The organism is Pandoraea horticolens, from assembly GCF_902459555.1.
GTDB lineage: Bacteria > Pseudomonadota > Gammaproteobacteria > Burkholderiales > Burkholderiaceae > Pandoraea > Pandoraea horticolens.
The window spans coordinates 555,052-578,675 of sequence record NZ_CABPSM010000001.1; the positions used below are offsets into that span (position 1 = coordinate 555,052).

Sequence of the window (23,624 nt, forward strand, 5' to 3'; positions counted from 1 at the left end):
GTCCGACGATAATTCAGAGTCGCACGGGACTTATCATCCGACGCCCGACGGGGTAACCTGTCGGGCGTTTGTATTTTCAGGAGCCGGCCTGCGCATGGACCCCGCCATCGCCCTGCAACGCGCCGAACGGCGTGCCTTGTCCTACCTGCTGATCGCGCTGGCGATTTTCATCGCTACGCTCTTCATGCCCGTGCACTTCGCTACGGGCTGGATTCGCGCCGCAGCCGAAGCCGCGATGGTCGGCGGACTAGCCGACTGGTTTGCGGTCGAAGCGCTGTTCCGGCGCATTCCAATCCCCGGCCTCGCCCAGCATACCAACATTCTGATCCGGAAAAAGGACGCCCTCGGTGACGGCCTCGCCCGCTTCGTGCGCGAGAAGTTTCTCGACACGCCGTCGGTCGTACGGCTCATCCAGCAACAAAATCCGGCGGATGCCGTCTCGCACTGGCTCGGCTCGTACGAGAACACGCGCCAATTGAGTGCGGTGCTGGTGAAAGTGGCGAGCGGCGTGCTCGACGTGATGGACGAGCGCAACGTGCAGGCCTTCATCCGCCGCGCGCTCGACACGATGATCGACCGGCTGGACTTGTCGCAATCGGCGGCCGCCATTCTGGACACGCTCACGCGCAACGGCCGCCATCAGGCCCTACTCGACGAGACGCTCGACTACCTTGTCGAACTTCTCAACGAGCCGCAGACGCGCGAATTCATCTCGGCGCGCATCGTCGACTGGCTCAAGACCGATCATCCGAAAAAGGAGAAAGTGCTGCCGTCGGAGTGGCTCGGCAACAAGGGCTCGGACATGATTTCGGCGGCCGTCACGCGCCTGCTCGCGCAAATGGAGGCCGACGAGTCGCATCAACTCCGTCAGGCATTTGATCGTGCGGTGGCGGGGCTGATCGAACGGCTGAAGCGCGACGCCGAATTTCAGGCGAAGCTCGACACGCTCAAGACACAACTCAAGGGCGACACGGCGCTGAACGCCTACGCAGGCGGCTTGTGGAACGAATGGCGAAGCTGGGTGAAGCGCGATCTTGCACGCGACGATTCGGTGATCGGCGCCAAGATCACCGGCGCGGCAGCGTGGATCGGTCAGGAACTGGCGCACAGCGCATCGCTGCGAACAGCGCTCGACGCGCAATTGCTCGATGCCGCCGAGCGCATGGCGCCGGGCTTCGCCGACTTCGTGACGGATCACATCCGCTCGACGGTGCATGGCTGGAACGCCGAACATCTGTCCCGGCAGATTCGCCTGAGCGTGGGGCAGGATCTGCAATATATCCGCATCAACGGCACCCTCGTCGGCGGACTGATCGGTGCCGTGCTGTATCTGATCGCGCAAGCGCCGGTTCTACTCGCGCGCGCCTACTGACGACGCCCCCTCCGGCAACCCGGCAGACACCGCCGCTCAGACCGGTGTCTGCCTCGCGCAACGCTAAGGCGGCGGGTCACGACACTCGCTCAACGTCCGCCTTCCCAAGACGCCACGCGGCTTCCCCCGCTTATATCGATTCAATTTATCGATATATAAAAAATCAAAATTATATTTATACAACCTCGTTCCCTATAGTTCGGTCCCAGCCGCGCCGTCTCTCGCAAGCGCGCAGATGCTTCCCGAATACCCTAGAGAACGCCACACCTCATGAAGACCACGATTCTGGCCCGTATGGGCTTTGCCGGCGCATGCGCCGCAGTGAGCCTTGCCGCGACCACCGCGCATGCGCAAAGCAACGTCACCATTTACGGCCTGATTTCGGGTGGTGTGGGCTACGTGAGCAATCAGGGCGGCAACAAGACGTGGCAGGCGCTCTCGGGCACCAACCAGAATCCGCGCTGGGGTTTCCGAGGCTCGGAAGATCTCGGTAATGGCACCAAAGCCATCTTCACGCTCGAAGCCGGCTTCAGCATCGTGAACGGTACGGGCGCCCAGAACGGTCGCGCCTTCGGCCGTCAATCGTTCGTCGGTCTGTCGGACAACACCTGGGGCACGCTCACGCTGGGTCGCCAGTACGACACCATTCACGATTACGTCGGCCCGATCATCATTTCGAGCAACGGCGTGAACATCGGCGACAACGACAACGGATACAACGATATCCGCATGCAAAATTCCGTGAAGTGGGTGAGCCCGACGCTCGGCGGCTTCCACGGCACGGCGCAATACGGTTTCTCGAACTCGGCCACGGGCTTCCGTAACAACAATGCCTACAGCTTCGGCCTCGCCTACAAGTACGCCGACTTCGACTGGAATGCGGCCTACGCGCAGTACAACAACCCGTTCAGCGGCACGAACAACGACGGCGCCATCGCCAACGATTACGCCAGCCCGTTGCTGATCTTCTCGAAGAGCGCCACGCGTGCGAACGTCTACGCGAACCAGCAACGCATCTTCGCCACGGGCGGCTTCTACCGCTGGGGCCCGGCCCTCATCGGCGCGATGTTCTCGGACGTGCGCTATACGTACCTCGATGCGTCGCACCTGCATCTGCAGAACTACAACCTGACGCTGAACTACAACATCACCCCGGCCCTCGTGCTCGGCGCTGCGTATGGTTTCACGTCGGGCAAGTACGATGTGATCAATACGCGTCCGCAATGGCATCAGGTGAACCTGCAAGCCGACTACTGGCTGTCCAAGCGCACGGATGTCGCGCTCACGCTCAACGCCCAGCAAGCCGCCGGCGATGCGCGATACGCACAACTCTTCGGTTACGCGGCCTCGAGCACGAAGCGCCAGATGGCCGTGACGCTCGGCATGCGCCACACGTTCTGACACGCGCTGTCTTTCTCAATACATAGCAAGTTCGACATCATGGCCGATCTGAACGAACCGAACACACGGCTCAACACGGGCGCATCGCGCCATCGCAGCCGTCGCAGCTTCCTGCGCACGTCGCTCGCCGCCTCGCTCGCCACGTTGGGCTCGACCGCTGCCGGCAGCGCTTTCGCAGAACTCACGTCGACCGAAGGCGCCACCCGTCTGGCGGCCGCCAGCACCGCGCGCCGCAGCGTCATCATCGACTGCGACCCCGGTCAGGACGATGCGATCGCCATCCTCTTCGCCCTGGGCGCGCACGACCAGATCGACCTGAAGGCGCTGACCGCCGTGGGCGGCAACGTGCCGTTGAATCTGACCGAGCGCAACGCCCGCATCGTGCGCGACTGGGCGGACAAGACGACGACGCTGCCGGTCTACGCCGGTTGCCCGAAGCCACTCATGCGTGAGCTGATTACCGCTGCGAACGTGCACGGCCGCACGGGTCTCGATGGCGTGACGCTGCACGAGCCGTGCGGCCCGCTCGCCCCGCAGCACGCCGTAACGTATCTGATCGATACCCTGCGCGCCGCCGCGCCGGGCAGCGTGACACTCGTGGCGCTCGGTCCGCTAACGAACATCGCCACCGCACTGACCGCCGCGCCGGAAGGCGCCAAGGCCCTGCGCGAGATCGTGTTGATGGGGGGTGCGTGGTTCGAGCGCGGCAACATTACGCCAGCGGCCGAATTCAACATCTACGTCGACCCGGAAGCCGCAGGCATCGTGCTCGGCGCGGGTGTGCCCGTGACCGTGTTGCCGCGCGACGTCTGTGTGAAAGCACCGATCACGCCGGAACGCGTGGCCCCGTTCCGTGCGCTGAAGAATCGTTGCGGCCCGATCGTCGCGGACATTCTCGCGGCGGAAGTCGCGTATCAGAAGGGACGTCGCGGTGTGGAATCCGCGCCGATGTACGACCCGTGCACCATTGGCTACCTGGTCGATCCCACGATGTTCGGCGGCCGCCGTGTGAATGTGGCCGTTGAGACGACGGGCCAGCTTACGCTGGGCGAGACGGTCGTGGACTGGAACGGCCGCTCGAAGCGCGCGGTGAATGCCACGTGGATCACCGATGTCGACGCCGGCCGCTTCTACGACACGCTGCTCGCCCGTATCGCACGCCTGCCGTAAATTCGTCGACGTGAAGACGCCGGCGTAGGAATAACGCGGTGGCCCGGAACGGCCGCCGCGTTATTTGCATGACGCGCGGTGCGCGGGCGATCACGTTGCGAGATGCCGCGCGATCCAGTCGCGGCAGGCGCTGACCTGAGGGCCGCGCTCCTTGCCGTCGAGCGACATCAGCGCCACGGTGCGCGTGACGCGCGGTGCCGTGACCTCGAGAGCGACGAGCGCCGGGTCGTGCAGATGCAAGGTATAGAGCCTGGGCAGAATCGCCAGGGCAAGCCCGCTGCGCACCAGCGCGTAAAGCGGCTCGGTGTACTCCATGCGGTACTTCGGTTCGAGCCGCAGATTCTGCGAGCCACCGGTGCGTTGCAGGGAATCGCTGACGTTACCGCGCACGAAAACCGCGAGGTCGCGCTCGGTGAGCTGTGTCCATGTGACAGACGCCACCGAAGCGAGCGGGTCGTCGCGACGCGTCACGAGCACGATCTCGTCGTCGAACAGGTCGTCGCACCGAAAGCCATCGGCACGCGCGGCGTGACCGGCCTCGTCGGCATCGTCGCGAACCCCGACGCCGAGGTCGATTTCACCGCGCGCGAGGGCCGCGACGAGTTCGCTGTTCGGCAGATCGGACAGCGCGAAGCGCACATTCGGATGTGCCTCGCGCAACATGCCGAGCACCGGTAACAGACGCGCCGCGACCGACGGAATGAAGCCGATGCGCACCGTCTGGGCTTGCAGTGCGAAGGTACTCGTCATGTCGTCGAACGTGCCGCGCGCGGCGTTGAGCAGACGTTCGGCGAGCGGCAGGATGGTCGTACCGGCTTCGGTCAGCGTGAGGCGGTGCGCCGAGCGCTCGAACAACCGGCCACCGAGCAGGAATTCGATTTGCCGGATGGCCGCCGTGAGGGCGGGCTGCGTCACCGAGAGCGCCTGCGCCGCCTGCGTGAAACTGCGCGAGTGGGCGAGCGCGACGAAGTACTGCACCTGACGCAACGTGAGCGCGGGTAGCGGCGGCACCTGCGAAACGGCGGAAATCGCCGAACCCGCCGAACCCGGCGTCGCCGTCGTTGGGGCAGCCTTGGATGCTTTCGGCTCGCTCGCGTTGGCCGCAGCGTTCTGGGTACGTCGGGACGAAGTCGCCATGGCGAGTTCCTGTTGTGTGTCCTGACGAGGCGACAGGACAACGATTTCGCAAGACCACGGGAGCCCCGGATACCCCCGGAATCCACGGTCGTCGTGAAGAATAGATTCGAATTATCGAATCATAAGTAATTTCATTTTTTATTTATAGTCGCGTGCACGTAAAGTGCCACGCAAAGACCCCACTATTCTTGGCTTATGCAGACTTCTACTCCTGAGCGCGACACGGCGCGTCCGACGGCTCGCGCGACGCCCCTGGGCCAGACTGCGCCCGCCCAGGGCGGCTGGCTCGAGCGCCGCTTCGCCATCGCCAGGCGCGGCTCCAGCGTACGCACCGAAGTGCTGGCCGGCATCACTACGTTCCTCGCCGCCGCCTATCTGCTCGTTGTCATTCCATCGCTGCTCGCCACCGGCGGCATGGATCGCGGCGCGGCCACCACGGCCGTCATGTTGGTCTTCGTGTTGTTCTCGGTGCTGATGGGTCTGTACGCGAACCTGCCGTTCGTTGTCGGGCCGGGCATCGGCGGGTCGGTCATCGTGGGTGTCACGCTTGCCGCCACCGAACATGTGGCTTGGCAGACGGGCATCGCCATTGCGTTCCTGTCGGGCGTGCTGTTCCTGTTGTTGACAGTCGTCGGGGCACGCAGCGTGGTGGCGCGACTGATTCCGACGGCTATCAAGCTCGGTCTGGGCGCTTCCATCGGCTTGTTCATCGCCGTGCTCGGCGTGCGCAATGCCGGCATGGTCGTCGCCAACGCCAAGACCAACGCGTTCGCGCTGGGCGACTTCAGCAAGCCGGGCACGATCGTCGCGCTGATCGGTCTGGGCACCGCCGTGCTGCTGCAAGGCCGCAAGGTGCCGGGCGCCATCCTCTGGTCGATTCTGGCCGCCGCAGTCGCGGGTGTGCCACTCGGCGTGACCAAGTTGCCCGAGTCGTTCGTCTCGCTGCCGCACAGCATTGCGCCGGTGGCCTTCCAGCTCGATCTGAGCAGTGCGCTCACGATTGCGGCGCTGCCGTATCTGTTCGCGTTCTTCGCCGCCGAATTCTTCTCGACGTTGGGCACCACGCTCGCGGTGGGCGGCAAGGCCGGCCTGCTCGATGAGCACGGCAATATGGAGAACATCAACCGTCCGTTCCTCGTCGATTCGATTGCCGCGACGGGCGGTGCATTGCTGGGCATTCCTGCGCTGACGGCGCTGGTCGAGTCGGCGGCGGGCGTCGAAGCCGGGGGCCGTACCGGTCTCACGTCGATTGCCGCTGCCGTGATGTTTGCGCTGATGTGCTTCTTCGTGCCGGTCGCCTTGGCCATCCCCAAGGAAGCCACCGCACCCGCGCTGATCCTCATCGGCCTGTCGATGTTCAGCACGATCCGTCACGTGCCGTTCGACGATTTCAGCGACGCGTTCCCGGTGCTGGCCATGGTGCTGCTCACACTGCTCTCCAACAGCTTCGGCGCCGGCATTGCGGGCGGTCTGCTGTGCTACGTGCTGGTCAAGGCACTGATGGGCCGCTTCAAGGAATTGCCGTGGGGACTGTACGTGCTGGCACTGCCGCTGGCGTATTACTTCTGGACGGTGGTCGGACGCCATTGACCCGCACCCCGTTCGCCCGGCAGATGCTCCGTCTGCCGGTGGATTCAAGACAAGACCAGACGTTATGACAGAGACACTGGGCTACATGCCCGCCGCACGCACCGGCGTGCAGATTCAGGAGGCGCATCGCACGTTCTTCCTTGCGATGCCGAAGGTTGAATTGCATTGCCATTTGCTCGGCGCGGTGCGTCACGACACGTTCGTGGCGCTCGCGCAGAAATCGAACGCACCGCTTGCCCGCGTCGAGATCGATGCCTTTTACACGCGCGACGAAAAACCCATTGGGGTGTTGCGCGTGCTGCGCGCCCTCGACGAGCATCTGCTGAGCACGCCGGACGATCTGCATCGCATCGCCTACGAATATCTGGCCGACGCGGCGGCTCACAACGTGCGCTACAGCGAGTTCTTCTGGAACCCGACGGGCACCGTGCGCACGTCCGGCATTCCTTACGTGAACGCGCAGGACGCCATCGTCGCCGCCATTCGCGATGCCCAGCGCGATCACGGCATCATCGGCCGTCTCGTACCGAGCATCGATCGTGAAGCCGATCCGCGCGAAGCCGTCGAGATGGTGGAGTGGATGCGCGCGCATCGTGCCGATGAAGTGATCGGTATCGGCATCGACTATCGCGAGAACGACCGGCCGCCCGAGCTGTTCTGGAAGGCGTATCGCAACGCGCGTCTGGCGGGTTTCAAGACGACGGCGCACGCGGGCGAATTCGGTATGCCGTGGACGAACGTCGAGACGGCCGTCGAACTGCTCAAGTGCGACCGCCTCGATCACGGTTACACCATCGTCGACGCCCCGGACTTCGCGCGCGAGTGCGCGGAGCGCGGCATCGTCTTTACCGTGGTGCCGACCAACTCGTATTACCTGCGCACGCTCACGCCGGAGCGCTGGGCGCAGGATCACCCGATTCGCCGCATGCCGGGCCTCGGCCTGAAGATTCACCCGAATACCGACGATCCGACGTTGCACCAGGTCAACCCGGCACAGGCATGGGAACTGATGTACAGCCACTTCGGCTTTTCGCTCGACGACTTGCGCGCCTTCATGCATAACGGCCTCGATGGCGCATGGATGGACGACAGTATGCGTCGCGAATGGCACCGCGACTTCGCTGTGGAATTTGACGCGGCACACGACACGCTTACCCGAACGCTGGCGGCCTGACGCCGCTACAACTGTGCTTTTCCTTGGTCCCACCCGACCTTCAGCCGCCTTCGGGCGGCTTTTTTTGGTTCATCGCAGGAAACCGTGGAGCCTTGGAGAGCGATTGCGTAACCTGATGCCTGACTTTATGGAGGTCAGGAGGAAGAATTGCTCGATCGCAAGGCACTTCAGGCACTGGGTTGCTGGACAGGCTATCGGCTGGAGCGGGTGGAGTGGCTGGGCCGCTACCAGCGGGTGACCGAGCGATTCGCCAAGGCCTGCGAGAAGCTGCTGCAGGCGGCCAGCGTGCAGGCGGTAGCGGCCTTCTACGACCTGGGCTGGCATACGGTCAAATCGATCGACAAGATGCGCTTGCGCGCACGCGTGGCCGAGCCGGACGGGTCAACGATCCGCTATCTGGCGATGGACGAGTTCGCGCTACATAAAGGCCATCGCTACGCCACGGTGGTGGTCGATCCGATCAGCCGGCAAGTGCTCTGGATCGGACAGGGGCGCTCTCGCGAGACGGCCAGGGCCTTCTTCGAACAACTTCCCGCGGGCGTCGCCGAGCGCATCGAAGCGGTCGCGATCGACATGACCACGGCCTACGAGCTGGAGATCAAGGCGCAGTGTCCGCAAGCCGAGGTGGTCTACGATCTGTTCCACGTCGTCGCCAAGTACGGGCGCGAGGTGATCGATCGGGTACGGGTGGATCAGGCCAATCAGCTATGCCATGACCGGCCGGCCCGGAAAGTTCTGAAGTCCAGTCGATGGCTGCTGCTGCGCAACCGCCGCAACCTGAAGCAGGAACAGGCCGTGCATCTGAAGGAACTGCTGGCCGCCAATCAGCCGCTGTTGTGCGTCTACCTGCTACGCGACGAACTCAAACGGCTCTGGTTCTACCGAAAGCCAGCGTGGGCGGAAAAGGCTTGGGAACAATGGATTGAGCAAGCCCGGCAAAGCGGGATCGCGGCGCTGCAACTGTTTGCTCAGCGCTTGCAGGGCTACTGGCACGGAATCCTGGCACGTTGCCGACACCCACTCAATACCAGCGTCGTTGAAGGTATCAACAACACCATCAAGGTCATCAAGCGTCGGGCTTACGGGTACCGCGACGAGGAGTACTTCTTCCTCAAGATCCGCGCCGCGTTCCCCGGTAATCCTCGACGAACCCAAAAAAAGCCGGCCTGAGCAGGCCGGCTGTGTCGCATCGCTTGGGGTCGATACGTTAGGGCAACTTACGAACGGTTGTCCCGATCAAGCAGGTTGCGGTCGTTCAGTTGGGCACGTACATCGGCGCGCGTCAGCGAATCCGCCGGCGCAGCCTGTTGCGTTTGCGTCGCCGTGACCAGCGGCGTGCCGGTTTCGACTTGATTCAGTTGACCGTTGGCGCTGGCTTGCACCAGTTCGCTGCGCACTTCGGCGCGAGTGACCTGGCTTTGGGCAGCCACTTGCAGGTCGGAAACATTATTGTCGTAACGGGCATCAGCGAAAGCAGAGGCCGAGACGAACGAAGTGGCGGCGACAACGGCAGCAAGGATACGGGCGTTCATGGTAAGACTCCTGTCAATAGTTGATAACTGCTTCATCAGCTAGCGTTCGGGGCATCGGCAGCGGGGGTGCCCTGAGGCACTTCGTTTTGCTGCGTTGCGGTGTCCGTCGCGTTGGCATGGATGAATCTTAGGGAAAACCCGTGGTTTTTTCGCAACTGAGCGTCTACAAAACGCAACCGATCGTCCGATTCTAAAAATCTGTTTAAAATCAATCAGTTATTCCCAATAAATCGGGTGAATGGCGTACAAATGGCGCTTGCCGGGCAGCGACTCGACGGGAAACGCCGCGATGTGCAATGACTTGTTTGATCTGAAGGGGTTACTTGCAGAGGGTGACAGCAGTAGAGTGACTGCATGATGAAGTCAATCGGCATCGTCAGTCGCAAGGTGCGCCGCACCGGGAACGACGCCGGTTCGTACAAGGAGCAATACCATGGCTGCCCTCGGTTCTTTCCTTCTGCTGGCGTGCGCTTCGCTGCTCACCGCTTCGTATCTGCGCAGCCGTGCCGATCGTACGCGCCGTCAACAGGCACGGGTGACGCGTCGCTGATCCGGTTCACCGGTCAACTCGTTCTCCATAGGTATCGCCGGTTCGTTCGCGCGGTCTCATCGTTTGGCACGATGAATCGGTCTTTCAGACGTTTCATTATTTCGTTTTCAGCAATGCGCCCTTCCTCGGGATCGCATTTTTCTCCTTCGCGTGCGGGCGTAGATTGGCGGCAATGACGGCGCCCACGGTGGACGTCTCGCCAGACAGGAGAAATGAAAATGAAACAAGTTCTGATCGCTTCGGCCTTCGTTGCCGCATGTCTTACCGCAGGTGCCGTGAGCGCCGCCGAAAAGTCGCAACCGGCCGCACAGCCGCAGCAAACCCAGCAACAAGCACAAACGCAAGTGCAGGTGCAAACGCAAGCCCAGCCGGGCCCTGTGGCCGCCTCGGTGCAAACGTCGACGGTCGCACCGGTGTATGAAGTGCCGGGCCGCGTGAACCGCGCCGGATCGATTTACTTCGGTCAGTAAGTCTGTAAAAAACGGCAGGCTGGGGAGTCATCCACCGGCCTGCCGGGGTCCCGGTTCGCGGGACGTTCTGCTCGCTTCCTCCTCACTCCCCCTCGCTCCCCCTCAGTAGGTTCGCGTCATCGCGAAGGCAGTGCCTGACGGGCCACCTTCGTCGAAGTCCATCGCTTTACAGAGACTGACTTGCGGCCAGCACGACGGCCGAGGCCACGAGACAGTAGATGCCGAACAGATACCAACGGCCGTGCTCGAGCCAGCGCGACAGCCAGCGCAGCGCCACCAGACCGGCGAGGAAGCTGAACACCATGCCGACGAGACTCGGCGTGAGCACCGTCATGAAATGGCCCGAGAATGTCTGCGCACCGCCGGACTTGTACAGCCGATAGGCCTCTTTGACGATCACCGGCGGTGTGAGCACCACGGCAAGCACGAAGCTGAATTCTTCGACACGAACTTTATCGAGTCCTCGCAGCATGCCCGTCGAGATGGTCGAGCCCGAGCGCGAGAAACCGCGAAAGGGCAGACAGATGCCTTGCACCGCACCGATCCAAGCCGAGTCGGCGCCGCGCATCGGACGGTCGCCCATCGGCGGACGCCGGGCGCCGGAGATCAGAATCAGAATTCCCGCCATCGCTAGACCGGCCGAGATGATGTACATGTTGCCGAACAGATGCTCGATCTCGGAATGCCCGGTGCCGCGCATCAACACCTTCTCGATGAAGAACATCAGCGCCAGCCCGATCACCCCGGTGAAGGCCGTCGCGATGATCACCTGTTTGGCGTTGTGAATGAAATCGTACTTCGACGAGAAGTAGCGCTCTCTCCACGACTTCCAGAAATAGACGATGACGGCGAGCATCGTGCCGGTGTGCAGCATGACCAGCAACAACGTCATGGCAGGTGCAGACGGATCGAGCCCCATGAGCTTCTCGGCCATGATGACGTGTGCCGAACTCGACACGGGAAGCAACTCCGCCACGCCCTGCACAATCGCGAGCACAAGCACTTGCAGATAATCCATGCGTAATCCTTGAGAAATGGGCAAGGACAGTACGCCGCATTCGTGACATTTTCGTGACAGTCACATGACGCCGGCAGCCGATTGCCTGCCCCCAACCGGCTGCCCGGAATCATACTCCGACTGAATTGGCAGGAAATGAGGTATTGAGTCGGCGAGACGATCAGCCTGCCAGACGGCGCAGCGCCTGGTCGAGATCCGCGAGCAGATCGTCGATGTGCTCGATGCCGATCGACAAGCGCACCGTCTCTTCGCTCACCCCCGCCTTGCGCAGTTCGTCCGGCGAGAGCTGACGGTGCGTGGTCGACGCCGGGTGCGTGGCGAGCGACTTGGCGTCGCCGATGTTGACCAGACGCGTGAAGAGTTGAAGCGCATCCTGAAACGCTGCGCCCGCCGCGCGTCCGCCCTTCACACCGAAGGTCAGAATGCCCGGGCCGCGCCCCGACAGGTACCGTTCCACAAGCGCGTGATCCGGATGCTCCGGCAGTCCCGCGTAGTTGACCCATTCCACCTTCGGATGCGTCTTGAGAAACTGCGCGACCTTCAGGGCGTTCTCGGTGATGCGATCGAGCCGCAGGGCGAGCGTTTCGATGCCTTGCAGGATCTGGAACGCGTTGAACGGCGAGATGGCCGCGCCGGTATTGCGCAGCGGCACCACGCGCGCGCGGCCGATATACGCTGCCGCACCGAACGCCTCCGTGTACACGACACCGTGGTAGCTCACGTCGGGCTCATTCAGGCGCTTGAAACGCACCTTGTGGTCGGCCCACGGGAATTTGCCGGAGTCGACGATGGCGCCGCCCAGACTCGTGCCGTGGCCCCCGAGATATTTCGTAAGCGAATGCACGACGATATCCGCACCGTGCTCGAACGGGCGCAGCAGATAGGGCGACGGCACCGTGTTGTCGATGATGAGCGGAATGCCGTGACGGTGCGCAATCTCCGCGAGCTTCGCGATATCGGTGATGTTGCCCAGCGGGTTGCCGACCGACTCCGCGAAGATGGCCTTGGTGTTGGCGTCGATGAGCGGCTCGAACGATTCCGGCTCGCGCGGATCGGCGAAACGCGTGGTGATGCCCGAGAGTGGCAGCGTGTGCGCCAGCAGATTGTAGGTGCCGCCGTACAGCGTGCTGGCGGCAACGATGTTGTCACCGGCCTCGGCAATCGTCTGAATGGCGTAAGTGACAGCGGCCTGACCGGACGCGAGCGCCAGCGCCGCCACCCCGCCTTCGAGCGCGGCGACGCGCTGCTCAAGCACGTCCTGCGTCGGGTTCATGATGCGCGTATAGATGTTGCCCGGCACCTTGAGGTCGAACAGATCGGCGCCGTGTTGCGTGTCGTCGAAGGCGTAGGCCACCGTCTGGTAGATCGGCACCGCCACCGCGCGCGTGGTCGGATCGGGCCGGTAGCCGCCGTGTACGGCCAGCGTCTCGAGACGCCACTGCGAGGCTTGCTGGGGTGCGTCGGTCTTGTCGGTCATGTCGAATGTCTCCGGATAAACGCGATGTTCCATTGGTGGAACGATTTGATTAGGTATCCAACGGCATTCTAAACGGCAGCGCACACCGGGCTTATCTCCGATTGGCAGATGCTTAGCGATGCACGTCCTGCAATCGTTCGTAATAAGACAAGCGACGGGCCCGCTATCTGACGCGTTACCGGCTGGCTATACTCGTTCGCACGCCGTCACAGCGCCTTTCGGGAGACGCATTTACATGCCAGTCAGCCTCATGGATCTTGCGAGCCAGACCTATCGTCTGGGCCACGTCTCCCTCCGAATTGCACGGCGCGTCAGATCGTCGCTCGCCATTGCAGTTGCCTGTGTCTCGTTGGGATGGCTAGGCAGCGCCTTCGCGCAGGAGAAGGTGAGCCTCCCTTCGCTGGATACCGGCAACGGCGTGCCCGTGATGATCGACGCCTACTTGTTTCGAGCGGCCAACGCCGGCGGCCCCACGCCTGCCGTGGTCTTCATGCATGGCTGCAACGGGATGTTCACACGCAAGGGCAAGATCGACGGCCGCGAACTCGATTGGGCGCGGCGATTGAACGCGCAAGGCTACGCGGTGCTGGCGGTGGATAGCTTCACCTCGCGGGCGCAGCCCAGCGAGTGCGCCAACAACGGCCCCGTACGGCCTTCGGTGGAGCGTCCCGGTGACGCCTACGGTGCATTGCGCTACCTTCAGACCTTGCCGGACATCCGCCCGGATCGCATCGCGTTGATGGGCTGGTCGCACGGCGGCGGCACGGTCTTGTTCTCTATTGGCCCCATGAGCCCCGGACGCGCGCAGGACGCCCAACCGGCGCCGGATTTTGTCGCCGCTATCGCGTTCTATCCTGGCTGGTGCAACACGAAGGCGCAGGGCGCAGACTGGTCGACGCGTATCCCGCTGTTGCTCCTCACCGGTGCCGACGACGTCTGGACCAAGGCCGTTCCCTGCGACGCCTTCGTGCACGACGCGACCGCTCGGGGCGCACCGATCACGTTCCACATTTATCCGGGTGCGGTGCACGACTTCGACTACCCCAATCTGCCCGTACGCAATCGTCCGGAATTCGCCAACCCGCGCACCCACCTCGTGCCGATCACCGGCACCCAGCCGGAAGCCAGAGACGATGCCATCGCACGCGTGACAGCATTTCTTGCAAAGGCGTTCGGGAAGTAATTTTCGAGCGAATTCGGTGGTGCATTCGCTGCATCGGCCGGAAGTGCCCGTCCCATGGTCGTTTCCGAGTGAGACGACGAAACTTGCCCACCGGAAATCCACAGCTTATTCATGGAAAAAGCCGAGGATATCCACAGGATATGCACTGGTTATCCCTATTGTTCAGGCGACTTATCCCCCGGCTTTCCACCGACTATCACCTGACTATCCACAGGGTTGCCCACAGGGGCTTCACAGCTTACTCACAGCGTTATCGACAGACTTGTCCACAAGCGCAACCTCCCTGTGTGTAAGCACTCTCCGCATCAAGTGACGTATCAAGAAAGCGCACGCTGCATGGCCCCCCAAAAAAACAGGACGCCATCAGGCGTCCTGTTTGTGGCCGGCGAACTGCACGAACCGAGGGGTGACTCAACCGGCTACTTCGCCGTGGCGGCCTCCTCCGACTTCGTTGCCGACACCCCCGACGCCGCCGTCTGCGCGAGCACCGGTTTGAGCGCAACACCGGTATGACTCGCAGCGACCTTCGTCAGCGCATCGGGCGACATCGCCGCCACCACTGTCCCGCCATTCTTGCCGCCTTCCGGCCCCATGTCGACGATCCAGTCCGCTTCGGCAATCACATCGAGGTTGTGCTCGATCACAACAACGGTGTGCCCGCCGTTCACCAGCCGATGCAGCACATTGATGAGCCGCGCCACGTCCGCCATGTGAAGGCCAACCGTCGGCTCGTCGAGCACATACAGCGTGTGGGGCGATTTCTGCCCGCGCCGCGTGATGTCGTCGCGGACCTTGGTCAACTCCGTCACCAGTTTGATACGTTGCGCTTCGCCGCCCGACAGCGTCGGCGACGGCTGTCCCAGTGTGAGGTAGCCAAGCCCGACGTCCTTCATCAGTTGTAGCGGATGGGCAATGCTCGTCATCGACGCGAAGAATTCGACGGCTTCGTCCACTTCCATCGTCAGCACATCGCCAATGCTCTTGCCGCGCCAGGTGACGGCCAGTGTCTCGGCATTGAAGCGCTGACCGTGACACACGTCGCACAGCACCTTCACGTCGGCGAGGAAGCTCATGCCGATGGTGCGCACGCCTTGTCCTTCGCATGCCGGACAACGGCCGTCGCCGGTGTTGAACGAGAATCGCGATGCCGAGTAACCGCGCGCGCGTGCTTCGAGCGTATCGGCAAACAGCCGTCGAATCGTGTCCCAGAAGCCGATGTATGTGGCCGGGCACGAGCGGGGTGTCTTGCCGATGGGCGTCTGGTCGACTTCGAGTACGCGATCAATCGTCTCCCAGCCGGTTACCGACTCGCAGCCATGCCACGCGTGCACCACCGGACGGCGCGGTTCTGCGGGGGCCTCCGACTTCGCGCGCGGCTTGCCATCCGCTTTCACCGCATGACGCACCGTGCCCTTGCGCGCACGTCGCTCTGCCGGTGACGATAACACCGAACGCCCCACCGCATCGAGCAGGTTCGTCATCAGCACGTCGCGTGCAAGCGTCGATTTGCCCGAGCCGGAGACGCCGGTAATCGCCGTAAGCCGCGACAACGGCAACGACGCCGTCGCGTGCTTCAGGTTATGCAGCGTTGCCCCATGCACCGTCAGCCAGTTCGGCGGCACCGCCTCGACGCCCTTGGCAGACGTGCTCACCTCACGGCGTGGTTGAAGCGGATGCTGCAACGGGTGCGCCAGGAACTTGCCGGTGAGCGACTCGGGATGCGCCGCCAGATCGGCCACACTGCCCTGAGCAACGAGCGTGCCGCCTCGTTTGCCAGCGCCCGGACCAATATCGATGATGTGATCTGCGCGACGAATCGTGTCTTCGTCGTGCTCGACCACGACCAGCGTGTTGCCCTGATCGCCCAGCTTGCGCAGCGCGCCGAGCAGAATGCCGTTGTCGCGCGGGTGCAAGCCGATGGTCGGCTCGTCCAGCACATAGCAAACGCCTTGCAGGTTGCTGCCCAACTGCGCCGCCAGACGAATGCGCTGCGACTCGCCGCCCGAGAGCGTCGGCGCAGCACGATCGAGCGTGAGGTAGCCGAGCCCGACTTCCTCCAGAAATTCCAGACGCCCCTGAATCTCGCTGATCAGATCGCGCGCGATGCTCGCATCGCGGCCGTGCAGTTCGAGTCGCTGAATCCACGCGCGCACGTCGCTCACGGTCCACTGTGCGACGTCGGAGATCGCGTGTTCGTCGAACGTCACCGCGCGCGCGACGGTGTTGAGTCGCGCACCGTGACAATCCGGACATGGCTGATCACCCACGCCTTCCGGCTCCTGCTCCTCCGACGGCAGCGAATGCTCGCGCCCCCGGTTGTCTTGATTGAGCACCGTGTCGTCGAACGCTTCGCGCTGCTCGCGCGTGAGCGCGAGACCCGTGCCCACACACGTCGAACACCAGCCGTGCTTGCTGTTGAACGAGAACATGCGCGGATCGAGATCCGGATAGCTCGTGCCGCACACCGGGCACGCGCGCTTGACCGAGAACACCTCGATCTCGCCCACGCCTTCACCCGGCTGCTCATTGGACATGGTGTCGCCGAGGCCGTCGAGCGGGGCGAGCAGATGCATGACGCCCTTGCCCAACTCGAGCGCCGCCGCCAGCAACGTGCGCAGCAAGCCTTCGTTCTCGGGCGTGATCACCACGTCGCCCACCGGCAGTTCGATCGTGTGCTCACGGAAGCGGTCGAGCTTCGGCCACGGATCGACCGGCAAGAACACGCCATCGACACGCAGGTGCGAATGCCCGCGCGCCTTGGCCCATTTCGCCAGATCGGTATAAATCCCCTTGCGGCCCACCACCAGCGGTGCGAGCAAGCCCACGTGCTGGCCGCGACGGTCGCGCATCAGTTGCGCAACGATGGAATCCGGACTCTGCGCCGTGACAGGCGCGCCGTCATGAATGCAGTGCTGAATGCCGAGCTTGACGTACAGCAGACGCAGGAAGTGCCAGACCTCCGTCGTCGTTGCCACGGTACTCTTGCGCCCACCGCGCGACAGACGCTGCTCGATGGCGACGGTCGGCGGAATGCCGTACACGGCGTCCACTTCCGGACGCCCCGCCGGCTGCACGATGGACCGCGCATAAGCATTGAGCGACTCGAGATAACGGCGCTGCCCTTCGTTGAAGAGAATATCGAACGCGAGCGTCGACTTACCCGACCCCGAGACACCGGTAATCACACTGAATTTGCCACGTGGAATCGCAACGTCGAGCGATTTCAGGTTGTGCTCGCGTGCATTGACGATACGAATGTCGTCGCCACCCGCAGGCTTACGATGCGCGCGCGCTGCACGCAACGCCGTTTGCAGCGGCATGCCGGGATCGCCAGCGGGTCTGGCCGCCGCCACCGCTTGCCCGGGCGCGACCACCGTGCGTTCGTAGTCGGCCAAGGCGCGTCCGGTATGCGAACCCTCGCACGCGATCACCTGCGCGAGGGTGCCCGCGCACAGCACTTCGCCACCGCCTTCGCCGCCTTCCGGCCCAAGGTCGATGATCCAGTCGGCGGCGCGCACCACGTCGAGGTTGTGTTCAATGACGAGCAGCGAGTTACCGCCGTCGAGCAACTTGCCGAACGCCCGCATGAGCTTGGCGATGTCGTCGAAATGCAGGCCCGTCGTCGGCTCGTCGAAGATGAAGAGACGACCGCGATGCGCGACCTTCTGTCCGCTCGCGGTCTTCTTCTGCGCAGCTTCCGCGAGGAAGCCCGCCAGTTTCAGACGCTGGGCTTCGCCGCCCGAGAGTGTCGGCACTGGCTGACCCAGCTTCACGTATTCGAGACCGACGTCCACGATCGGCTGAAGCACCCGCAGCACATCGCGATCCGACGAGAACAGCTTGACAGCCTCGTTCACCGTCAGCTCGAGCACGTCCGACACGCTCAGTTCGCGCATCGCCTCGCCCGGCACGGCACGTCGAATCTTCACGTCGAGCACTTCGGCGCGATAACGCTTGCCGTCGCAGTCCGGGCAACGCAGATAGACGTCGCTCAGGAACTGCATCTCCACATGCTCGAAACCCGAGCCACCGCACGTCGGGCAGCGTCCGTTGCCGGAATTGAAGCTGAAGGTGCTCGCGGTGTAGCCGCGCTGCAGCGCCACCGGCTCGGCCGCGAACAATTTGCGAATCTCGTCGAAGGCGCCCACGTAGCTTGCCGGGTTCGAGCGCGCCGTCTTGCCGATGGGTGACTGATCGACGAACACCACACCCGACAGTTGTTCGGCACCGAGGAGTTCATCGTGTGCGCCCGGCGCTTCGGTCGGGTCGCCAAAGTGACGCGCCAATGCCGGATTGAGCACGTCCTGCACCAGCGTCGATTTGCCCGAACCGGAGACACCGGTCACGCACACGAGGCGGCCGAGCGGAATCTCGACGTCGACATGCTTGAGGTTGTGCTCGCGAACGCCGCTCAACGTCAAACGCGGTGTGTCGGCATCGACCGGACGCGCGCGCCAGTTCGACGCGTTCGCCACATGCTTTCGTCCGCCCAGATAGCTGCCGGTCAGCGTGTCGGCATGACGCACTTCCTCAGGCGTGCCATCGAAGACGATCTGCCCTCCACGCTCGCCCGGCCCCGGTCCCATGTCGATCACGCGGTCGGCGGCGAGCATCACCGCCGGGTCGTGTTCGACCACCACGAGCGTATTTCCCGCGTCGCGCAGACGATGCATCGCGGCGACGATACGGTCCATATCGCGTGGATGCAGGCCGATACTCGGCTCGTCCAACACGAAGAGCGTGTTGACGAGCGACGTGCCAAGCGCCGTCGTGAGGTTGATACGTTGCACTTCGCCACCCGAGAGCGTACGGCTCTGGCGGTCGAGGGTGAGGTAGCCGATGCCGACGTCGCACAGGTACTTCAGACGCGTGCCGACTTCCTCCCGCAACAGTTTGAGAGCATCGTCGAGCAGGCTCGACGGCAAGGTGAGCGAATCGAAGAACTGACGCACGCGCGAAATCGGCATGAGCATCAGGTCGTGCATGGTGAGGCCCGGCAGCGCTTCGAGTTGCTCGCGCGACCACGACACCCCACGCGGCATGAAGCGCTGGGCGGGCGGCAGCACGGCGTCGGCGTTCTCTTTCGAGCCGAGGCGCCACAGCAGGCCTTCCGTCTTCAGGCGAGCGCCGCCGCAAGTCTCGCAGGTCGTGTAGCTGCGGTACTTCGAGAGCAGCACGCGGATGTGCATCTTGTACGCCTTCGACTCGAGATACCCGAAGAAGCGACGAATGCCGTACCACTGCTTGTTCCACTCGCCTTTCCAGTCGGCATCGCCTTCGATGACCCACTCGCGATGCTCGGGCGAGAGCTTCGACCACGGCGTATCGCGCGGAATGCCGGCACGGCCGGCGTACTCGAGCAGGTCGTCCTGAATCTCTTTCCAGGCGGGTGTCTGGATGGTCTTGATCGCGCCGCCCCGCAGCGTCTTGCGCTCGTCGGGGATGACCAGACCGAGGTCGACGCCGATCACGCGGCCGAAACCGCGACAGGCCTCGCACGCGCCGTAGGCGGAATTGAACGAAAAGAGCGCCGGTTGCGGGTCAGCGTAGTGCAGGTCGCTGTCGGGACAGTGCAGATCCTGCGAGTAGCGCCAGATGTCGGGCTCGCCATCGTCGGCCAGCACGTAGACGTTCACCCGCGCGCGACCGCGCTTGAGCGACGACTCGATGGCTTCCATCGCGCGCACTTTCTCGGTGTTCTGCAAGCGGAACCGGTCGGCAACGACATCGAGCACCTTTCGGGTGCCGTCGGCCGTTGCGACTTCACGCTCGGCCTGCACGCGCGTGTAGCCCGACGCCGACAGCCATTGCTCGACTTCATCCGCCGTGACGCTGCCCGGCAATTCGACCGGGAACGTGACAACCAGGCGCGGATCGCCTTGGGCAGTGCGTGCCATCAAGTCGGCGTAGATCGTCTCGGGCGTGTCGTGGCGCACGGGTTGCGCCGTCTCGCGATCGAACAGCGCCGCCGCGCGGGCGAACAGCAGCTTGAGGTGATCGTTGAGTTCGGTCATCGTGCCGACCGTCGAGCGCGAGCTGCGCACGGGGTTGGTCTGATCGATCGCGATGGCCGGCGGAACGCCTTCCACATGGTCGACCTGCGGACGATCCATGCGGTCGAGGAACTGACGCGCGTAAGCACTGAAGGTTTCGACGTAGCGACGCTGGCCCTCGGCAAACAGCGTGTCGAAGACGAGGCTCGACTTGCCGGAACCGGATGGACCGGTGACGACCGTCATCTCACCAGTCTGGAGATCGACGTCGAGGTTCTTGAGGTTGTGCTGGCGAGCGCCACGAATGCGAATGGCGTGGCTTGCCGATGGGTCGGGTTTCGAGGATGACTTGTCCACTTGGTATCAGGGCCGCTTGATTGACAATGAACAGCGTGAAGATAAACAGCGTGACATCTGACAGCGCGCATGCGCGCCTCGGGGGAACTACTGTATCAGGCCGATAAGACAGTCGCTGGCAGCATCCTGCGCTTCGCTCGGCACGCCGCGATTGTACTGTATATTTGTACAGCACAATCGATTCCCCCATTGCCGGTGTTCCTAATTCGAACGCCCGGGATTGCCCCGGCATCGATGGAGTAGCATGGCGGCTTCCGGGCTCTCTTTCGCACGCCATGGGTGCAATCCTTGCCGCGCGCAGTGCCATCCTGCGCGCCACCACACACGTCCCACCGGGTCGAACGCCGGGGAATGCCCGCCGTCGCGTCAGCTTCCTCGCGTGGCTCGTGCCGCTCGCCATGCTCGCCGCCTGTGCGAGCGCACCGCGCGCCCCCTCGGCATCATCGCCGTCTACGGCAACCGCGACGGCCGTCCGCTACAACGTCGACCGTTTCCCCATCGAGCATTACGATCAGGACGTCGATCACTGGATTCGGCCCGACGCCCCTGGCTACGATCAGCCGCTGCTTTCCGCGCAGGAACAAAGCCGACGCTTCGACACCTTCCGTGCGCGCTACTTCGGCACCGCGCCGCGCGACCCGTCGCCGTGGAACGGCGCATGGCTCTCGACATCGCTGCTCAATGCCGCCGGTGCGCAGCAAATCGCCGATTCGCAGGGCCGCCGCGTGAGACGTTTCGACAACAGCGCCCCCGGCGTGCGCACGACCTACGGTGAGAACTTCCAGCCGCACACCGCAGCGTGGAATCGCGCGATCGAAGCCAACATGGCGCTGGCGCAACTCAATGCCGATCACACGGATTGGCAATACGATCCGCGCCGTCGCGGCATCACCGTCGACAACGCGCTGGTGCGCCAACTGCCGACCAACGATCCGGCGTTCTACGATTTCCGTCGGGCCGGCGAGGGCTATCCGTTCGACGCACTGCAAGACTCGGCGCTGCGGCCCGGCACGCCGGTGTACACGCTCGCCCGCAGCGCCGATGGCGCGTGGCTGCTCGTCTATTCGCCCGATCTGATCGGCTGGGTGGATGCCCGCACGGTGGCGTCGGCCGACGAGCGTTTCGTCGCGACATGGCGTGACGCCGCAATGCGCAGCCTCGGCGCCATCGTGCGCGCTGACGCAGCACTCGCCGACACGTCGCCCGGCGCCACACCTCCCGTCTACCGGACCTTTGCGCCGATCGGCACCGTGCTGCCGCTGACGTCGTTGCGCGACGGGCGGCAGGCGGCGATGTTCCCCGTGGCCGACATCCATCGGCGGGCGCAGATTCGCACCGCCGTGCTCGACACGTCGACTATCGTGCCGATGCCGTGGACGCTCACCCCCCGTCATATGGCGCAAGTGATGAAACAACAGATCGGGCGTCCTTACGGCTGGGGCAACACGCTGTTCTACAACGACTGTTCCGCAGAAACGCGCAGTCTTTTCGCCCCCTTCGGCGTGTGGCTTCCCCGCCATTCGTCGGATCAGTTACGCGCCGGGAAACGCACCGATCTGCGCACGGCCGATATCGACACGCGACTGCGCACGCTGACCGAGCGCGGCCGTGCGCTGATGACGCTGATTCATATCAACGGACACATCATGTTGTATTTGGGCAGTGTCCAGCGCGACGGCGTAAGTGTGCCGATGACTTATCAGAACGTGTGGGGGCTGTCGCCGGCGGATAACAGCCGGCGCGACGTCATCGGCGGCTCGGTGATCCTGCCGCTGCTGAAGACCTATCCGGAAGATCCGGGGGCGCGCTCGCTCGCCGGCAAGTCGTTGTTCGAGATCAGTGTGATCGGCGGCGACATTCCCGAGGCGGGTGCAGACGCGGCACACGCACCGGGCGTCGATTCTCCGGAAGAGATGCCGCAATAAGGGCAACGCCGCCGGTCGGCAGCTCAGAACCTCAGCGCGCTGAAGGGCGCGGGGTCGACGACCGGCGTCTCGCCCGTCATCATCTCGGCCACCAGGCGGCCCGTGACCGGCCCTAGCGTCAGACCGTGGTGCGCATGACCGAACGCAAACCACAGACCGCGATGCCGAGGCGCGGGGCCGATGATCGGCATCATGTCCGGCGTGCAGGGGCGTCGGCCGAGCCACGGCTCGGCGTCAACTCGCTCGCCGAGCGGGAACGTCTCACGCGCGAGGGGTTCGACGGCAGCCAGTTGCACAGGCGTGGGCGGCGTGTCGCGAAGGCCGAGTTCCACGCCTGTGGTGAGCCGGATACCACGCACCATCGGCGTGATGAGATAACCGTGCTCGGCATCGAGCACCGGTTGATTGAGCCGAGCGCCCGGTTGTGCGCGGTAATGCATGTGATAGCCGCGTTTGACCGCGAGCGGCAAACGGTAGCCCAGCGCCGCCGTCACCGTATCGGCCCACGGTCCGAGTGCGACGACAGCGCGTCGCGCTTCGATGCGACCCTCCTGCGTCTGCACCGACCACTGCGGCTGCAAGGTCGTGGCGTCGCCGTTGAGCACGCGGCCGCCCAGCGACGCAAAGTAGCGTGCATACGCCGCCACCAGCGCGCCCGGATCGCTCACGGAATCCGACGCCGTGTAACGCAGTCCGCCCACGAGCGCGTGCGTGAGTGCGGGCTCGTCGTCACGCAGACGGGAGACGTCAAGCCGCTCGAACGGCACGCCGTACTCTTCTCGCCACCGCTCGGCATCGCGTTGTGCGGCACTCATCGCGGCGGCCGTGCGGAAGACCTTGACCCAACCGCCTTCGCGCAACAGATCCTGCGCACCGGATGCCGCGATGAGTTCGCGATGCTCCGTCACGCAATGAGAGATGAGTGTGCTGTAGTGACGCGCGATCTCCGCGTGCCGCTTCGGGGCCGAGTGGTACCAATAGCGCGCGAGAAAGGGCGCGATCGTGACCATCGCCGAGGGGTGATATCGCACGTCCGTCGAACGATTGCCCGCGTAGCGCAGCAGCGTGCCGAGGTCTCGCGGAAAGGCATACGGATACACGCCTTCGCGCTGAATCAGCCCGGCGTTGCCGAACGAGGTTTCGTTGCCCGGCGACTTGCGGTCGACGAGCGCCACCGACAGGCCGCGCCGCTGCAAATGCACGGCGACGGACACACCGACGATTCCGGCACCAAGCACTAGCGCGTCGAATCTCATGAGCGTTGCGTCAGACAGT

Annotated in this window: 15 protein-coding genes; 9 read left to right on the forward strand and 6 right to left on the reverse strand. The window is 63.8% G+C overall.

Annotated elements, in window-relative coordinates; genetic code table 11:
• Positions 1 to 94: 94 nt before the first annotated feature.
• From PHO31112_RS02575 to PHO31112_RS02585, 3 genes are all read left to right on the forward strand, one after another.
• A complete protein-coding gene (locus PHO31112_RS02575; RefSeq protein ID WP_150619038.1) occupies positions 95 to 1,372 on the forward strand; it encodes a DUF445 domain-containing protein in 1,278 nt (425 codons plus the stop codon).
• Between the two features lie 294 nt (positions 1,373 to 1,666).
• Positions 1,667 to 2,773: a porin gene (locus PHO31112_RS02580; protein WP_246177692.1), complete on the forward strand. Its 1,107-nt coding sequence runs from the start codon at positions 1,667 to 1,669 to the stop codon at positions 2,771 to 2,773.
• A 39-nt stretch (positions 2,774 to 2,812) separates the two neighbouring features.
• Positions 2,813 to 3,943, forward strand: coding sequence for a nucleoside hydrolase (locus tag PHO31112_RS02585; RefSeq protein WP_150619040.1), 1,131 nt, complete (start codon positions 2,813 to 2,815; stop codon positions 3,941 to 3,943).
• A 90-nt stretch (positions 3,944 to 4,033) separates the two neighbouring features.
• Here PHO31112_RS02585 and PHO31112_RS02590 read toward each other — a convergent pair whose 3' ends face one another.
• On the reverse strand, positions 4,034 to 5,080 hold the full coding sequence (locus tag PHO31112_RS02590) for a LysR family transcriptional regulator (protein WP_150619041.1): 1,047 nt from the start codon (positions 5,078 to 5,080) through the stop codon (positions 4,034 to 4,036).
• 195 nt (positions 5,081 to 5,275) lie between these two features.
• On the opposite strand from PHO31112_RS02590, the gene PHO31112_RS02595 reads away from it, so the two are divergent.
• The 3 genes from PHO31112_RS02595 to PHO31112_RS02610 all read left to right on the forward strand — a co-directional run bounded on the left by PHO31112_RS02595 (position 5,276) and on the right by PHO31112_RS02610 (position 9,014).
• Complete coding sequence (locus PHO31112_RS02595) at positions 5,276 to 6,670, forward strand: NCS2 family permease (RefSeq protein WP_150619042.1); 1,395 nt, start codon at positions 5,276 to 5,278, stop codon at positions 6,668 to 6,670.
• Between the two features lie 64 nt (positions 6,671 to 6,734).
• Positions 6,735 to 7,844 carry an adenosine deaminase family protein gene (locus PHO31112_RS02600; protein WP_150619043.1) on the forward strand — a complete coding sequence of 370 codons (1,110 nt, stop codon included), beginning with the start codon at positions 6,735 to 6,737 and terminating at the stop codon, positions 7,842 to 7,844.
• A gap of 147 nt (positions 7,845 to 7,991) precedes the next feature.
• The gene (locus PHO31112_RS02610) at positions 7,992 to 9,014 is read left to right on the forward strand and encodes an ISL3 family transposase (RefSeq protein WP_150619044.1); all 1,023 of its coding nucleotides are present in this window, start codon (positions 7,992 to 7,994) and stop codon (positions 9,012 to 9,014) included.
• 47 nt (positions 9,015 to 9,061) lie between these two features.
• Here the strand turns inward: PHO31112_RS02610 and PHO31112_RS02615 are convergent, their stop codons facing one another.
• Complete coding sequence (locus PHO31112_RS02615; RefSeq protein WP_174995480.1) at positions 9,062 to 9,376, reverse strand: DUF4148 domain-containing protein; 315 nt, start codon at positions 9,374 to 9,376, stop codon at positions 9,062 to 9,064.
• A 768-nt stretch (positions 9,377 to 10,144) separates the two neighbouring features.
• Between PHO31112_RS02615 and PHO31112_RS02620 the strand changes: the two genes are divergently transcribed.
• Entirely contained in the window at positions 10,145 to 10,396 is a 252-nt protein-coding gene (locus tag PHO31112_RS02620) for a hypothetical protein (RefSeq protein ID WP_150619046.1), read from the forward strand.
• A 166-nt stretch (positions 10,397 to 10,562) separates the two neighbouring features.
• Here the strand turns inward: PHO31112_RS02620 and PHO31112_RS02625 are convergent, their stop codons facing one another.
• Together PHO31112_RS02625 and PHO31112_RS02630 are read right to left on the reverse strand one after the other, a co-directional pair.
• Complete coding sequence (locus PHO31112_RS02625) at positions 10,563 to 11,414, reverse strand: undecaprenyl-diphosphate phosphatase (RefSeq protein ID WP_150619047.1); 852 nt, start codon at positions 11,412 to 11,414, stop codon at positions 10,563 to 10,565.
• Between the two features lie 160 nt (positions 11,415 to 11,574).
• Entirely contained in the window at positions 11,575 to 12,891 is a 1,317-nt protein-coding gene (locus tag PHO31112_RS02630) for an O-acetylhomoserine aminocarboxypropyltransferase/cysteine synthase family protein (protein ID WP_150619048.1), read from the reverse strand.
• A gap of 235 nt (positions 12,892 to 13,126) precedes the next feature.
• Between PHO31112_RS02630 and PHO31112_RS02635 the strand changes: the two genes are divergently transcribed.
• On the forward strand, positions 13,127 to 14,074 hold the full coding sequence (locus PHO31112_RS02635; protein ID WP_174995482.1) for a dienelactone hydrolase family protein: 948 nt from the start codon (positions 13,127 to 13,129) through the stop codon (positions 14,072 to 14,074).
• A 419-nt stretch (positions 14,075 to 14,493) separates the two neighbouring features.
• On the opposite strand, the gene uvrA is transcribed toward PHO31112_RS02635, so the two are convergent.
• Positions 14,494 to 20,424 (reverse strand): excinuclease ABC subunit UvrA, encoded by a 5,931-nt coding sequence (gene uvrA, locus PHO31112_RS02640; RefSeq protein ID WP_150619050.1) that lies wholly within the window; start codon positions 20,422 to 20,424, stop codon positions 14,494 to 14,496.
• A 275-nt stretch (positions 20,425 to 20,699) separates the two neighbouring features.
• Between uvrA and PHO31112_RS02645 the strand changes: the two genes are divergently transcribed.
• Positions 20,700 to 22,349 carry an SH3 domain-containing C40 family peptidase gene (locus PHO31112_RS02645; protein ID WP_150619051.1) on the forward strand — a complete coding sequence of 550 codons (1,650 nt, stop codon included), beginning with the start codon at positions 20,700 to 20,702 and terminating at the stop codon, positions 22,347 to 22,349.
• Positions 22,350 to 22,372: 23 nt separating this feature from the next.
• Here the strand turns inward: PHO31112_RS02645 and PHO31112_RS02650 are convergent, their stop codons facing one another.
• Positions 22,373 to 23,605 carry an NAD(P)/FAD-dependent oxidoreductase gene (locus PHO31112_RS02650; RefSeq protein WP_150619052.1) on the reverse strand — a complete coding sequence of 411 codons (1,233 nt, stop codon included), beginning with the start codon at positions 23,603 to 23,605 and terminating at the stop codon, positions 22,373 to 22,375.
• Positions 23,606 to 23,624: the final 19 nt, after the last annotated feature.

Excerpts from the sequence above, each read along its gene's own strand:
- PHO31112_RS02595 (WP_150619042.1), top strand. The coding sequence starts at position 5,276 with ATGCAGACTTCTACTCCTGAGCGCGACACGGCGCGTCCGACGGCTCGC.
- PHO31112_RS02600 (WP_150619043.1), top strand. The coding sequence starts at position 6,735 with ATGACAGAGACACTGGGCTACATGCCCGCCGCACGCACCGGCGTGCAG.
- PHO31112_RS02645 (WP_150619051.1), top strand. The coding sequence starts at position 20,700 with ATGGGTGCAATCCTTGCCGCGCGCAGTGCCATCCTGCGCGCCACCACA.
- PHO31112_RS02635 (WP_174995482.1), top strand. The coding sequence starts at position 13,127 with ATGCCAGTCAGCCTCATGGATCTTGCGAGCCAGACCTATCGTCTGGGC.
- PHO31112_RS02650 (WP_150619052.1), bottom strand. The coding sequence starts at position 23,605 with ATGAGATTCGACGCGCTAGTGCTTGGTGCCGGAATCGTCGGTGTGTCC.
- PHO31112_RS02575 (WP_150619038.1), top strand. The coding sequence starts at position 95 with ATGGACCCCGCCATCGCCCTGCAACGCGCCGAACGGCGTGCCTTGTCC.
- PHO31112_RS02625 (WP_150619047.1), bottom strand. The coding sequence starts at position 11,414 with ATGGATTATCTGCAAGTGCTTGTGCTCGCGATTGTGCAGGGCGTGGCG.
- PHO31112_RS02585 (WP_150619040.1), top strand. The coding sequence starts at position 2,813 with ATGGCCGATCTGAACGAACCGAACACACGGCTCAACACGGGCGCATCG.
- PHO31112_RS02590 (WP_150619041.1), bottom strand. The coding sequence starts at position 5,080 with ATGGCGACTTCGTCCCGACGTACCCAGAACGCTGCGGCCAACGCGAGC.
- PHO31112_RS02615 (WP_174995480.1), bottom strand. The coding sequence starts at position 9,376 with ATGAACGCCCGTATCCTTGCTGCCGTTGTCGCCGCCACTTCGTTCGTC.
- PHO31112_RS02580 (WP_246177692.1), top strand. The coding sequence starts at position 1,667 with ATGGGCTTTGCCGGCGCATGCGCCGCAGTGAGCCTTGCCGCGACCACC.
- PHO31112_RS02630 (WP_150619048.1), bottom strand. The coding sequence starts at position 12,891 with ATGACCGACAAGACCGACGCACCCCAGCAAGCCTCGCAGTGGCGTCTC.
- PHO31112_RS02620 (WP_150619046.1), top strand. The coding sequence starts at position 10,145 with ATGAAACAAGTTCTGATCGCTTCGGCCTTCGTTGCCGCATGTCTTACC.